The organism is Bifidobacterium animalis subsp. animalis ATCC 25527 (genome assembly GCF_000260715.1).
Lineage (GTDB): Bacteria > Actinomycetota > Actinomycetes > Actinomycetales > Bifidobacteriaceae > Bifidobacterium > Bifidobacterium animalis.
Genome location: NC_017834.1, coordinates 729,488 through 742,772, shown reverse-complemented (window position 1 = coordinate 742,772; position 13,285 = coordinate 729,488). Strand labels below are relative to the sequence as shown.

The window sequence follows — 13,285 nt, the reverse complement described above, 5'->3', positions numbered from 1 at the left end:
GAGAGTCGCGATCCGGCCGAACGCGATTACCTGCTAATTGGTTTGGTCGGATTCGTCCTTGTCGGAATCATCCAATGGTGTGGACTGCGGGGACTGCTTGTCCTTCGCCGCCACAATGGCGCTCAACACACCGTGAATGAACGAAGGGGCCGCATCGTCCGACAACGTCTTCGACAGATTCAGCGCCTCGTCAATGGCCACCTTGTCGGGCACATCGTCGTTGTAGAGAATCTCCCACGTCGCAATGCGCAGAATGTTGCGGTCGATCGCATGCATGCGCTTGACCTTCCAACCGGTGGAATGCGTATTGAGCTGGGAATCGATGTCACGCCGGTGCTCATCCACGCCACGCACAATCTCAATGGCGTATTCGGGAAGCGGCGTCTGTGCACCGGGCTGAGCGATGCGTTCGTCAAGAAGGGACAGGAAATCCTGCCCCTTCTCATCCGCTTCATACAACGTGTTCAGAGCCCTGCGACGAGCGGTCGAACGTGCCATACAAGCTTATCCTTTTCTTCACTGTGGGCGGGGCACCGGCACGCGATGCCAATCCCCGCCCGCAAGTCCTGCTTCTGTGAGTGCGAGTGGCCGATCTCAGTTCTCGCGGCCCAGGTAGGAACCGTCGTCGGTGTTGACCTTCACCTTCTCGCCCTCGCCGATGAACAGCGGGACCTGGATTTCGGCACCGGTCTCGACGGTGGCTGGCTTGGTGCCCGCGTTCGAACGGTTACCCTGCAGACCCGGCTCGGTGTGGGTGATGGTGAGCACGACGGATGCCGGCAGTTCCACCGACAGCGGCTGGCCGTCGTGGAAGGAGACGATGCAGTCGGTGCCTTCGAGGAGGTACTTGGCCTTGTCACCCACGAGCGTCTTCGGAATCATGATCTGGTCGAAGGTGGTCATGTCCATGAACACGAAGTTGTCGCCGTCCTCATACGAGTACTGCAGCGTGCGGTTGTCGACGGTCTCGAAATCCATCTTCATGCCGGCGTTGAACGTCTTGTCGACGATCTTGCCGGAGAGCACGTTCTTGATCGTCGTGCGCACGAAAGCGGGGCCCTTGCCCGGCTTGACGTGCTGGAACTTGATGACCTGCCAGAGCTGGCCATCGAGATTCAGAATGGAACCGTTCTTGATGTCGTTAGTAGTCTGTGCCAAATTACTCACCTATTCGTGTCGACTATACAGCTATATAGAGCCTTGCATATTATGCCAGCACCTCTCTACAGTCATATGTGCACAGTTGTACACCGTTTTCGTCGTGCACGCACGTTCGCGTCCATTTCTCAGACCGGCACCACCTCGTCATCGCACCGCATTTTTTTGTTCGCCCGTCGGCAATACACGGCATCTTCGCGCCATTTCACAGATTGATGGGGTATATCAACAATCTGTATACCGTCTGCACACCCGTGCAGTGCAAGGAGTAAGGATGTCCATGTCAGAGGAAATCAAAGATTCACGCATCACCGATGCACTCGCGAACCGCCGTTCGGTCATCATCGTCGGTCGCGCCACCATCGCCGCCAAGCTCGCGCTCTTCGAGTCCCTGCTCGCGAATCTGCCCGAATCCGCAAGGCTCGGTGTGATCGATGAGAGCGGCGCGCTGGCCGAGATTCCCGAGAACGCCACGGTGATCGATGCCAAGCTCAAGGGTGTCGATGCGATCCACCGCATCATTCGCGACGACAAGCTCGATACGATTGCCTGCCCAAGCATGCGCCGCGGCGACATCGTTCGCATGCTGATGGACGTCTCCGGCCAGGAGAACGGTCAGGTGCTCATGATCAACGGCAATATCGACGATGCCACGCAAACGCTCACCTCCGATCTGCCGATGATCCTGCTCAAGAGCTCGCCGTCCGGCCACACCGAGTTCTCCGACGCCGCCATCAAGGCAATGAATCCGGTGGTCATCGAACTCTCCGCCGACGATTCGATTCGCGCGGTCACCGAAGTGGATCTTCATGCCGAGGGCCTCAACACCATCGACGTCAAGTAACGCGGAACACTCCCGGTTTGCTGTGTGGATGCACACTTGAACATGACGAATTTTGTGTGCATCCACATAGTATTTGTATGAAATCGTGCCATAGAATATGAGGGTCGCCCGAATTCACGGGCATTGCGGAAAGGTTTTTCTATGGTACGGAGCAGAACCGCTCAACTCATTTTCCAATCGTTCTACTGTGCGTTCGGCATAGTGGGAATACTCGGCAGCTTCGGCATGTATGACGGCAGCTTCGACAACGTGTTCTACGTGTATTTCACGAACCTGTCGAATTACCTGTGCATTGCCGTCATGTTCTTCGAACTCGTGCAGACGGCCAGCCGCAAGCACGACGGCTATGTGAAGCTCTCCCCCGCCTTAAAGTTCATTTCGGTCACTGCCATTCTCCTCACGTTCTTTGTGTTCAACCTGCTGCTTGCCAATGCACCGGATCGCAACCCGCTCGAGAACTTCAAAGTCACGAGCATCACGTTCCATGTGGTGCTGCCGCTCATGTTCGTTGCCGATTGGCTCCTGTTCTACGAGCATAGGAAAGTGAAGTGGACGTACCCGCTCTATTCCACGGTGTTCCCGCTTGTCTACCTCGCCTTCGTCTATATGCGCGCGTGGCTGGTCAACTTTGACACCGCGGTGCCGAAACTCTACCCGTATTTCTTCATCGATGTCAATCAGCAGGGCATTGCAGGTGTGGTGCGTTGGTGCCTGATTCTGCTTGCCGCATTCATTGTGCTCGGTTACATTCTGATGGCCGTGGACCGTATAATGCCGGCCGCAAAGGAATCCACACCCATCGATTCCGCCGACTGAGCCACTGACTGATTTTTTATTGCGCTTTGCCGTTTCTGGGCGCCGCTGTTGCGGCGCCTTTTGTTATTCGTGGATTGCGGTGCTCCTTTTTCTCCGCTTGGTGAATTCCATTCCCGGGCCGTTGCCATTTGGCATCACTGTAGACGATCCCCTGTGTCGGCAGATATACGCAAGGCCACTTCGGAATCGGCGCTTTCGGACAACGCAAAAGGCCCCACAGTTTCCTGTGGAGCCTTTTGGGAACGCTAGTTCATGCGTGTCTGTCGCACGCTTGATTCATTGGAATCAGGCGAGGATCTTGGTGACACGGCCCGAGCCGACGGTGTGGCCGCCTTCACGCACTGCGAAGGTGAGGCCCTCTTCCATAGCGATCGGCTGGATCAGCTCGACCGTGAAGGTCGCGTGATCGCCAGGCTGAACCATCTCGACGCCTTCCGGCAGCGTGATGACGCCGGTGACGTCGGTGGTGCGGAAGTAGAACTGCGGACGGTAGTTCGAGAAGAACGGCGAGTGACGGCCGCCCTCATCCTTGGTGAGGACGTAGACTTCGCCTTCGAACTTGGTGTGCGGGGTGACCGAACCCGGCGCAGCCACGACCTGGCCACGCTCGACGTCGGTGCGGTTGATGCCGCGGAGCAGCAGACCGGTGTTGTCGCCAGCCTCGGCCTCGTCCATCTGCTTGTGGAAGGTCTCGATGGAGGTGACGGTGGTGGTCTGGGTCGGGCGGATGCCGACGATCTCGACGTTGGTGTTGATCGGCAGCTTGCCACGCTCAACACGGCCGGTGACGACGGTGCCACGACCGGAGATGGTGAAGACATCTTCGATCGGCATCAGGAACGGCTTGTCGAGGTCGTGAACCGGGGTCGGGATGTAGTCGTCGACGTCGTCCATGAGCTCCTTGACGGTGGCAACCCACTTGTCGTGATCCGGAGCGTCGTCGTGCAGAGCGCCGTAGGCGGAGGTGTGCACAACCGGGCAGTCACGGTCGAAGCCGTTCTCGTCGAGGAGGTCGCGGACCTCTTCTTCGACGAGCTCGATGAGTTCTTCATCGTCGACCATATCGCACTTGTTCAGAGCGACGAGGATCCTCGGCACGCCGACCTGACGGGCGAGCAGCACGTGCTCGCGGGTCTGGGCCATCGGGCCGTCGGTGGCGGCCACAACGAGGATGGCGCCATCCATCTGGGCAGCACCGGTGATCATGTTCTTCACGAAGTCGGCGTGGCCCGGGCAGTCGACGTGGGCGTAGTGACGCTTGGCCGTCTGGTACTCGATGTGGGCAATGTTGATGGTGATACCACGCTGCTGCTCTTCCGGAGCGGCGTCGATCTGGTTGAAGTCGTACTCAGGGTTCAGATCCGGGTACTCATCGTGCAGAACCTTGGAGATTGCTGCAGTCAGGGTCGTCTTGCCGTGATCGACGTGGCCGATGGTACCAATGTTAACGTGCGGCTTAGTACGCTCGTACTTTTCCTTTGCCATATGTTTTTGTCCTCCTGGACGTTCTCGTAGTAAGCCTTGATCACTCAAGGCACTTGCTACATTTTACTGGGTTTCTGGGTTTTTGCCACTTTGGACCCGAACCCAGTCAGCGCTACAGAATTCTAGCGCCGACTGGAGACAGGTTCAAGTTGTGTTGTGCGTGATTTGTAACGGGTGTCACTCGCCACGCTGGGCCTTGATGATCTCGTCTGCGACGGCCTTCGGGACCTCCGCGTACGAGTCCATCTGCATGGTGAACATTGCACGGCCCTGGGTCTTGGAACGCAGGTCGCCAATGTAGCCGAACATCTCGCTCAGCGGCACCTTTGCGTCGATAACCTTGACACCGGTGGCGTCGTTCATCGACTGGATGGAGCCACGACGGGAGTTCAGATCGCCCATGACGTCACCCATGTACTCTTCCGGGGTGCGGACCTCGACGGCCATGATCGGCTCGAGAATGACCGGTTTCGCCTTCGGGGCCGCTTCCTTGAAGCACATGGAGCCGGCGATCTTGAAGGCCATTTCCGAGGAATCGACGTCGTGGACCTGACCGTCGGTGACGGTGGCCTTGACGCCAACGACCGGGAAGCCGGCGAGAATACCGGATTCCATGGCCTCCTGCACACCAGCATCGATCGAAGGAATGAATTCCTTGGTGATGTGGCCGCCGGTGACCTCGTTCACGAACTCGTAGACCTCGCCGTTCTCGGTGTCGAGCGGTTCGAAGTTCATGAGCACCTTTGCGAACTGGCCGGAACCACCGGTCTGCTTCTTGTGCGTGTATTCCTGGTTCATGACGGCCTTGCGGATCGTCTCGCGGTAGGCGACCTGCGGCTTGCCGACGTTGCACTCCACCTTGAACTCGCGGCGCATGCGGTCGACGATGATGTCGAGCTGGAGCTCGCCCATGCCGGAGATGAGGGTCTGGCCCGACTCCTCATCGGTCTTCACCTGGAAGGTCGGATCCTCGTCGGAGAGCTTGGCGAGGGCCAGGCTCATCTTCTCCTGATCGGCCTTGGTCTTCGGCTCCACGGCCACCTCGATCACAGGATCCGGGAAGGTCATGGATTCGAGGGAGATCGGGTGCTTCTCGTCGCACAGCGTGTCACCGGTGGTGACGTTCTTGAGGCCCACGAAGGTGTAGATGTTGCCGGCCTCGGCTGCGTCTACCGGGTTCTCCTTGTCAGCGTGCATCTGGAAGATCTTGCCGACGCGTTCCTTCTTGCCCTTCGTGGAATCGAGCACGTTGTCGCCCGGCTTGACGGAGCCGGAATAGACGCGCACGAACACGAGCTTGCCGTAGAACGGGTGGGTCGAGATCTTGAACACGAGAGCCGAGAACGGGTCGTCCATGGTGGGCTTGCGGTCAATCTCGATGGACTCATCGGAAGGATCGAAGCCGACGATGGACGGAACGTCCTCAGGGCTCGGCAGATAGTCGACAACGGCATCGAGCATCGGCTGCACGCCCTTGTCCTTGAAGGCCGAACCGCACAGCACCGGGTAAGCCTCACGGGAGATGGTGAGCTGACGGATGGCGCCACGGATCTCCTGCTCCGAGAGGTCGCCGTTCTCGAGATACTTCTCGAGCAGCTCCTCGTCGGTCTCCGCAACCTGGTCGAGCAGTTCGGAACGGTACTGCTCAGCGCGTTCCTTGAGATCGTCCGGAATCTCCACGGTGTCGTAATGGGCACCCTGGTCGTCCTTGACGTCGTTCCACACGTATGCCTTCATACGGATGAGGTCGACGACGCCCGAGAAATCGTTCTCAGCACCGATCGGCAGCTGGACGACGAGCGGGGTCGCACCAAGCTTCTCCTTGATGGTGCTCACCGAGTAGTAGAAGTCGGCACCGAGCTTGTCCATCTTGTTGATGAAGCAGATGCGCGGAACGCCGTACTTGTCGGCCTGACGCCACACGGTCTCCGACTGGGGCTCCACGCCCTCCTTGCCGTCGAACACTGCGACGGCGCCGTCGAGCACGCGAAGCGAACGCTCCACCTCGGCGGTGAAGTCCACGTGGCCAGGGGTGTCGATGATGTTGATCTGGAACTTCTCGTCCGGATCGTGGGTCTGGCGGTTCCAGAAGCAGGTGGTCGCAGCGGACTGGATGGTGATGCCGCGTTCCTTCTCCTGAGCCATGAAGTCCATCGTCGAAGCACCCTCGTGGGTTTCGCCGATCTTGTAGTTCTTACCGGTGTAGAACAGAATACGCTCGGTAGTGGTGGTCTTGCCGGCATCGATGTGTGCCATGATGCCGATGTTACGAACCTGGTTGAGGTTGGTAAGCACGTCCAGTGCCATGAATTTTCCTTAACTCTTCGTTGCTCGACTTAATTACCAGCGGTAATGAGCGAAGGCCTTGTTGGCCTCTGCCATCTTGTGGGTGTCTTCACGACGCTTGACGGATGCGCCAAGGCCATTGGACGCGTCGAGGATCTCGTTTGCGAGACGCTCGGCCATCGTCTTCTCGCGACGAGCGCGGGAGAAGTCGGTCAGCCAGCGCAGCGACAGCGTGTTCGCACGAGCGGGCTTGACCTCGACCGGCACCTGGTAGGTGGCGCCACCGACACGGCGGGAGCGGACTTCGAGCGACGGACGGATGTTGTCCAGAGCGCGCTTGAGCACTGCAACCGGTTCCTGATCGGTCTTGTCCTTGACCATATCGAGTGCGGAATAGACGATGTCCTCCGCGATCGACTTCTTGCCGTCAAGCAAGATCTTGTTGATGAGCTGTGCCACCACGATCGAGCCGTAGATCGGATCTGGAAGCACCTGGTGTTTCTTGGAAGGTCCTTTACGTGACATATCTCTTACTTCGCCTTCTTTGCTCCGTACAGGGAACGACCCTGCTTGCGGTCCTTGACGCCCTGGGTATCGAGTGCACCACGCACGATGTGGTAACGCACGCCCGGCAGATCCTTGACACGGCCGCCGCGCACGAGCACGATGGAGTGCTCCTGCAGGTTGTGGCCTTCGCCCGGAATGTAGGCGGTGACTTCGATGCCGGAGCTCAGACGAACACGAGCGACCTTACGCAGTGCCGAGTTCGGCTTCTTCGGGGTGGTAGTGTAAACACGCGTGCACACGCCGCGACGCAGCGGGCTGCCCTTGAGAGCCAAAGTCTTGGACTTCTTCGGCTTTGCCTTGCGTCCCTTGCGGACAAGCTGTTCAATAGTAGGCAACTTGATTCTCCGATTCAGTTTGTAATGTTCTTCTTTGTGGAGCCGCGCCTTTGTGACCCACTTCTCCGAATCGGATTAGCTAGCCAACGTTCACCGGCCCGATGACCCCTCGCCCTCTCACTGCCGCATTACTGCGCGTGATCATCGCGAACTCGGGGATATCCCAGCATGTACTCCTGTCACATAAGGTGTACTGCTGGCACACACAAACGTCTACTGTACCATGACGGCAGACAAAAGACGGCCCCGGAGTGTCTAGGTGCCTCCGGGGCCGTCTAGCTTCTCATCACCATACTCAACAACGGGGCGAACAGGATATTCCACCATTCGCCGGCCATCACATATGGCACACATTTCTCGCTCTCTGCCGCATGCCTCGGCTTACTGTCGCCGACAGCCCGGGCATCCACCCTGATGCCTCAGCCGCATGCACATGGCTTGCATTCGATTCACTGCCACCAATTCGACCACCGTATTTGCGACATTTGCCGACTCACCCGCACACCCCGGGTGCCGCCGGCCCACCATACGCGACTCATATCGCCACGCGCATCAACCATATGGCCCTTCTGCACACAGCGGCGATTGCGTTTCCATTTTGGTTTTCAATACTCTCCTGCCGGCCCCTCGTCTCGAGGCCGTGCAATCGCCATCGCATCCGCTTATATGACTTCATGGACTTCTCTGCTCTGTCCGTTGAGTTATGCCGCATTGGCGCTCCCCGCGCCGCACGCTCCTATGCGTGCCCAAAACCCTTGGAATTCGTTTCTTCTTGGTGTATCTCCAAGTATACCTACGCCCGCATCGATTGCATAGGCGACACGCCGACCCCGGTTTTAGGGAAACCCTCGTGTATAGTTTTCATCTGTTGCGTGATGCTCAGCAGACACGTACACATGGTGGCTATAGCTCAGTTGGTAGAGCATCTGATTGTGGTTCAGAAGGTCGCGCGTTCGAGCCGCGTTAGCCACCCCGGCCAAACCCCGAGATTCCAACGGTTTCCAAACCGAACGAATCCCGGGGTTTTTCGTTTCGGTAACACTGGGTAACAATGGCGGTCCCGCCACCTTCACCATCTCGCCATGACGTTCACCGTGCGCGGCAATGGTGCTTGCGCTCGGTTCCCGGGCGTAGACTACACAACAGAACCGCACGTAACCACACGAGCAGGAGTGCATATGCTGTCTTTCGAAAACGATTATTCCTCCACCGCCGCCCCGCAGATCGTCGCCCGCATGCAGGCCATGGCGAACGAGCAGAACTCCGGCTATGGCAAGGACCAGTACTGCGATGCGGCCGCAAACAAAATTCGCAAGGCCTGCGATGCCGCACAGGCCGACGTCTGGTTCCTCGTGGGAGGCACACAGACGAACCAGACCGTGCTCAGCGCCATCACCCCGCAATACGCAGGTGTCGTATGCCCGACGAGCGCGCACATCAACACGCACGAGGCCGGCGCCATCGAGGCGACGGGCCACAAAGTGCTTGCACTCCCCCAGCACGACGGCAAGATCACCGGCGAACAGCTCGACGAATACTGCCAGAGCTTCGAAAACGACCTCAACCATGAGCACATGGTCTACCCCGGCTGTGTGTATATCTCACAACCCACCGAATACGGCACCGTGTACACGCGTGAGGAGCTCGCCTCAATCTCACAGGTCGCGCATGACCACAATCTGCCCCTCTATGTGGACGGCGCGCGGTTGGGTATGGCGCTCACGGCGGACATGAACGACGTGCAGCTGCCCGATCTCGCCCGTCTGGCGGACGTCTTCACCATTGGCGGCACCAAATGCGGCACGATGTTCGGAGAGGCCGTCGTGTTCCCGCGCGGTAATTCGCCGAGGAACTTCACGACGATCGTCAAGCAGCACGGTGCACTGCTGGCGAAGGGCTGGCTGTTGGGACTGCAGTTCGACACGCTGTTCACCGACGACCTCTACTTCAAGCTCGCCAAGCATGCGAACGCCGAGGCGGACAAGATTCGCAAGGCACTGTTCGAGAAGCATTACGACGTCGAATACATCTCGCAGACCAACCAGATCTTCATCGTGGTGGCCACGCAGCGCGCGCAGGAACTCGCGAAGTCCGTCAAGCTCGGATTCATGGAGCAGGTGGATGCCGACCATGTGATGCTGCGCATCTGCACGAGCTGGGCCACCACCGACGAGCAGGTGGACGAGCTCATCAAGCTGCTCTGATTCTCGTTATGGGCTGTGGTCCCTGCGGATTCCATATCCGCGGGGGCCAGCCTGTTACGATCAGCTACAGTTAGCGTGAGGAAACTGCGTGGTCGGAGATGATCTGGCGTTCCATCTCGGCGAAACGCCTCACCGATTCCTCCACCGAATACGTGTCCTTCGTATGGCGCGCATAGGTGTCGCCCCACGTGTTGAGCTCCCTGGGATGGTCGATCCACCAGTCTATGCGTTCGGCCAACGCGTCCACATCGCCCACCGGGTATGAGGATTGCGGGCAGAGCGAGAACTGGCCTGCCGCACTCAGTTTCGAGTCGGCAATCACCGGCACCAAGCCCGAGGCCATGCCTTCGATGACGCTCACCGATTCGAGGTCGGCGATCGAAGGATGAACGAGCAGGTCTGCCGACCGCAACAACTGGGGCATCGTCGAGTTCTTGTGGAAACCGATCGAGGCAGGACGCTTGAGCTTCCGCTTGGCAAAACGCACGAGTTTGTTCCGGATTGGCCCCGTGCCGGCAATCGTCAGATGAATGTCGTCCGCATGCGCACAACGGCAGACCGCCTCGATGAGCTCGACATGGTTCTTCTCGTTCGAAAGGCGACCCGAAGCGATGATGCGCACGGGAATCTGCGGTGCGGCATCGCCCTTGCGCTGCTCCTTCGGCACGAATCGCGGTGCGTAGCCGTTCGAGATGACGAAGATCGGTTCGGCATACCCGTGGTCGAGCAGCAATTGCTTCCCCAGATTCGTGGGCACATGGATGGCGTCGACCCCGGAATACAGCCAGCGCCTGAACAGCCAGTAGATGAACCGATCCATGCCGGGGATCCATCGGGCCGGCCCTGCCGAATACATGACGTTCTCCGGCTGCACGTGGAAGCCCGCGGTGACCGGCAGTCCCTTGGCACGGGCCGCCGCCATGGCATGCCGGCCGAATTTGAACGGTGTGTAGATGTGCACGACGTCCACACCGTCGAAGGCGCGGTCGAACAGCGTGGCGCTCGGCTGGGCGAAATGCATCTGCTGCTTGGCCGAAATCCAGCTCACCAACGGAATGTGGTTCTCTCTGGCCGGATATTCGGGGGCATTGATCCCCACCAATCGAACCTGGTGACCCTGCCGTTCGAGCTCCTGCGCCCATTGGAGCGCCGAGTTCGAGGTGCCGTTGCCGCGGTTGCCGAAAGTGTCCACAACCAGTGCGATCGTCAGTGGCCCATCGGTTGCGTTGTCGGACGCCGACTGCGGCGACGCTGCTTCGTTGTGTGCTTCCATAGTGCTCATCTAACCCGCTGGACTGTATATTTCACGGTATTCGCGCATTGTCTTTTTTGCGAATCCGCTCCCCCACGCCGCGAATGACACGACCAATGGCACAATGGAACCATGACTACAGATTCCATGATTCTCGGCACACCATTCGGCGAACATCCCACCCGCATTCTCATGCTCGGTTCGGGCGAACTCGGCAAGGAGGTGACGATTTCGCTCATGCGGCTCGGCGCATGGGTGTGCGCCGCTGATTCCTACAACGGCGCACCGGCCGCACAGGTCGCCCACGAGGCACGGGTGCTCGACATGGCGAACGCCGATGCATTGCGCAATGTGATAGGCGACGTCAAACCCGACATCATCATTCCTGAAATCGAGGCCATAGCCACCGACGTGCTGTTCGAAGCGGAGCAGGCCGGCATCCGCGTGGTGCCGAGCGCTGCCATCGCCTCAATTTGCATGGATCGTGAGCGCCTTCGCCAGCTCGCCGCCGACGAGCTGGGGCTGCCCACCACGAAATTCGAATTCGCGGGAAGCCTGCAGGAACTCAAAGAGGCGGTCGCTCGCATCGGCTTCCCCTGCGTGGTCAAGCCGGTCATGAGCTCCTCGGGTCACGGCCAGTCGGTGGTGCGATCCGCCGACAAGATCGAGGACGCATGGAATGAGGCGCAAACCGGCCGACGTGCGCATGAGGAGGGCGATGTCTCCCGCGTGATCGTCGAACAGCTTGTCGACCTTGATTACGAACTCACCATGCTCACCGTGAGCTCATCGGCAGGCATTGTGGTGTGCGAACCGATTGGCCAACGGCAGGAAAGAGGTGATTACCGTGATTCCTGGCAGCCTGCGGCAGTCGAGCCCGATCATCGGCAGGAGGTCGAACGCATTGCCACGCAGGCCGTGCAGGGTCTCATCGCCCATGCCGGCACCGACACCGCATGGGGCGTGTTCGGCGTCGAGTTGTTCGTCCTCAAAGACGGCACCGTGCTCTTCAACGAGGTCTCCCCCCGCCCGCACGATACGGGTATGGTCACCATGATCAGCCAGTATTTGAGCGAGTTCGACCTGCATGCGCGCGCCGTGCTCGGAATCCCGGTCTCCAAGGCGCATATCGGACTCGACCTGCCGAAGTATTACGGTGCAGCAAGCCATGCGATTGTCGTCGAGGGCAACGGCGAAGTCGAATTCTCGAACCTCCAGACCGCACTCGCCACACCGGGCACCGATTTGCGCATCTTCTCGAAGCCGCGGGTGGAGGGCCATCGCCGCATGGGCGTGACGCTCGCCATCGGCTCCGACATCGACGAGGCGCGCATCAAGGCGAACGAGTGCGCGCAGAATCTGCGCATAGTGGTGAATCCGGCGAAGTAGTGTCGACGCCGCCGTTCGCGAACCTTGCGAAAACCGCGTGTCGAATACTGAAAACAGTGAGTAAACTGGGCGTTTTTTGGCGTGTTGGGTTGGTACGCTGAAAACGTCCACTCATTGTTGACAACGGAAGGCAGCACATGCAGAAACTGGACAAGCTCTACGAGGGCAAGGCCAAGAAACTGTACGCAACCGATGACCCCGATGTTCTCTGGGTCGAATACATGAATCAGGCAACCGCCGGCAACGGCGCCAAGAAGGCGCAGATCGAAGGCAAGGGCGAACTCAACAACCAGATCACCTCCGTCATCTTCGACCTGCTCAAGGCGCGCGGCATCGACTCCCACTTCGTCAAGCGCATCTCCGACACCGAGCAGCTCGTTCGCAAAATGGACATGTACCCGCTCGAGATCATCATGCGCAACACGGCGGCCGGTTCCTTCGCCAAGAGGTACGGTGTCGAGGAAGGCACCGCGCTCAACAAACCGATCCTCGAATTCTGCGTGAAATCCGACGAGCTCGGTGATCCGTTCATCAACGACGACGGCATCGTGGCACTCGGCATCGCCTCCGAGGAGGAGCTCGACGAGATCTCCCGCCAGGCACGTGCAGTCAACGATGCGCTGAAAGACATCTTCTCGAAGATCGACGTGCAGCTCGTCGATTTCAAGATCGAGGAGGGCAAGACCGGTGACGGGCGGATTCTGCTCGCCGACGAGATCACCCCGGACACTTGCCGTCTGTGGGACCTGAAGGACGGCTCCGGCCAGATCGAGCATCTCGACAAGGATCTGTTCCGCCGCGACCTGGGCAACATCATCCCCGCCTACGAGGAGATTTACGGCCGACTGGTCAAGCTCGCCGAGACCGAGGGCGTCGAGCGCGCCGAGTGACATTGGGGCCTGTTCCATGACTTGAGCCATGGGAGGGGCCCTTTCTTGTTTTCCTATAT

General features: G+C 59.1%; 12 protein-coding genes and 1 tRNA gene. 6 read left to right on the top strand and 7 right to left on the bottom strand.

Annotated elements, in window-relative coordinates; all coding sequences use genetic code 11:
* Window positions 1-33: 33 nt before the first annotated feature.
* Window positions 34-498: a transcription antitermination factor NusB gene (gene nusB, locus BANAN_RS03140; protein ID WP_004218883.1), complete on the bottom strand. Its 465-nt coding sequence runs from the start codon at window positions 496-498 to the stop codon at window positions 34-36.
* 96 nt (window positions 499-594) lie between these two features.
* The gene (gene efp / locus BANAN_RS03135) at window positions 595-1,158 is read right to left on the bottom strand and encodes an elongation factor P (protein WP_004218881.1); all 564 of its coding nucleotides are present in this window, start codon (window positions 1,156-1,158) and stop codon (window positions 595-597) included.
* Between the two features lie 274 nt (window positions 1,159-1,432).
* Here efp and BANAN_RS03130 point away from each other — a divergent pair, with 274 nt between their 5' ends.
* Together BANAN_RS03130 and BANAN_RS03125 are read left to right on the top strand one after the other, a co-directional pair.
* A complete protein-coding gene (locus BANAN_RS03130) occupies window positions 1,433-2,002 on the top strand; it encodes a hypothetical protein (protein WP_014697494.1) in 570 nt (189 codons plus the stop codon).
* A 141-nt stretch (window positions 2,003-2,143) separates the two neighbouring features.
* Window positions 2,144-2,818 (top strand): Pr6Pr family membrane protein, encoded by a 675-nt coding sequence (locus BANAN_RS03125; protein ID WP_041776975.1) that lies wholly within the window; start codon window positions 2,144-2,146, stop codon window positions 2,816-2,818.
* Window positions 2,819-3,103: 285 nt separating this feature from the next.
* Here the strand turns inward: BANAN_RS03125 and tuf are convergent, their stop codons facing one another.
* The 4 genes from tuf to rpsL all read right to left on the bottom strand — a co-directional run bounded on the left by tuf (window position 3,104) and on the right by rpsL (window position 7,491).
* Window positions 3,104-4,303, bottom strand: a complete 1,200-nt coding sequence (gene tuf / locus BANAN_RS03120; protein WP_014697492.1) for an elongation factor Tu — start codon at window positions 4,301-4,303, stop codon at window positions 3,104-3,106.
* 177 nt (window positions 4,304-4,480) lie between these two features.
* Window positions 4,481-6,610: an elongation factor G gene (gene fusA / locus BANAN_RS03115; RefSeq protein ID WP_014697491.1), complete on the bottom strand. Its 2,130-nt coding sequence runs from the start codon at window positions 6,608-6,610 to the stop codon at window positions 4,481-4,483.
* A gap of 33 nt (window positions 6,611-6,643) precedes the next feature.
* Window positions 6,644-7,114 carry a 30S ribosomal protein S7 gene (gene rpsG / locus BANAN_RS03110; RefSeq protein WP_004218876.1) on the bottom strand — a complete coding sequence of 157 codons (471 nt, stop codon included), beginning with the start codon at window positions 7,112-7,114 and terminating at the stop codon, window positions 6,644-6,646.
* 5 nt (window positions 7,115-7,119) lie between these two features.
* On the bottom strand, window positions 7,120-7,491 hold the full coding sequence (gene rpsL, locus BANAN_RS03105) for a 30S ribosomal protein S12 (RefSeq protein WP_004269067.1): 372 nt from the start codon (window positions 7,489-7,491) through the stop codon (window positions 7,120-7,122).
* Between the two features lie 899 nt (window positions 7,492-8,390).
* On the opposite strand from rpsL, the gene BANAN_RS03100 reads away from it, so the two are divergent.
* A tRNA-His gene (locus BANAN_RS03100) sits at window positions 8,391-8,463 on the top strand.
* Window positions 8,464-8,669: 206 nt separating this feature from the next.
* Entirely contained in the window at window positions 8,670-9,695 is a 1,026-nt protein-coding gene (locus tag BANAN_RS03095; RefSeq protein WP_014697489.1) for a threonine aldolase family protein, read from the top strand.
* 70 nt (window positions 9,696-9,765) lie between these two features.
* Here BANAN_RS03095 and BANAN_RS03090 read toward each other — a convergent pair whose 3' ends face one another.
* Window positions 9,766-10,968 (bottom strand): glycosyltransferase, encoded by a 1,203-nt coding sequence (locus tag BANAN_RS03090; RefSeq protein WP_014697488.1) that lies wholly within the window; start codon window positions 10,966-10,968, stop codon window positions 9,766-9,768.
* A 111-nt stretch (window positions 10,969-11,079) separates the two neighbouring features.
* On the opposite strand from BANAN_RS03090, the gene purT reads away from it, so the two are divergent.
* On the top strand, window positions 11,080-12,336 hold the full coding sequence (gene purT, locus BANAN_RS03085) for a formate-dependent phosphoribosylglycinamide formyltransferase (protein WP_041776974.1): 1,257 nt from the start codon (window positions 11,080-11,082) through the stop codon (window positions 12,334-12,336).
* 137 nt (window positions 12,337-12,473) lie between these two features.
* Entirely contained in the window at window positions 12,474-13,226 is a 753-nt protein-coding gene (gene purC / locus BANAN_RS03080) for a phosphoribosylaminoimidazolesuccinocarboxamide synthase (RefSeq protein WP_014697486.1), read from the top strand.
* The last annotated feature ends 59 nt before the right edge of the window (window positions 13,227-13,285 follow it).

Excerpts from the sequence above, each read along its gene's own strand:
- nusB (WP_004218883.1), bottom strand. The coding sequence starts at position 498 with ATGGCACGTTCGACCGCTCGTCGCAGGGCTCTGAACACGTTGTATGAA.
- BANAN_RS03130 (WP_014697494.1), top strand. The coding sequence starts at position 1,433 with ATGTCCATGTCAGAGGAAATCAAAGATTCACGCATCACCGATGCACTC.
- purT (WP_041776974.1), top strand. The coding sequence starts at position 11,080 with ATGACTACAGATTCCATGATTCTCGGCACACCATTCGGCGAACATCCC.
- BANAN_RS03125 (WP_041776975.1), top strand. The coding sequence starts at position 2,144 with ATGGTACGGAGCAGAACCGCTCAACTCATTTTCCAATCGTTCTACTGT.
- BANAN_RS03090 (WP_014697488.1), bottom strand. The coding sequence starts at position 10,968 with ATGGAAGCACACAACGAAGCAGCGTCGCCGCAGTCGGCGTCCGACAAC.
- purC (WP_014697486.1), top strand. The coding sequence starts at position 12,474 with ATGCAGAAACTGGACAAGCTCTACGAGGGCAAGGCCAAGAAACTGTAC.
- BANAN_RS03095 (WP_014697489.1), top strand. The coding sequence starts at position 8,670 with ATGCTGTCTTTCGAAAACGATTATTCCTCCACCGCCGCCCCGCAGATC.
- rpsG (WP_004218876.1), bottom strand. The coding sequence starts at position 7,114 with ATGTCACGTAAAGGACCTTCCAAGAAACACCAGGTGCTTCCAGATCCG.
- tuf (WP_014697492.1), bottom strand. The coding sequence starts at position 4,303 with ATGGCAAAGGAAAAGTACGAGCGTACTAAGCCGCACGTTAACATTGGT.
- fusA (WP_014697491.1), bottom strand. The coding sequence starts at position 6,610 with ATGGCACTGGACGTGCTTACCAACCTCAACCAGGTTCGTAACATCGGC.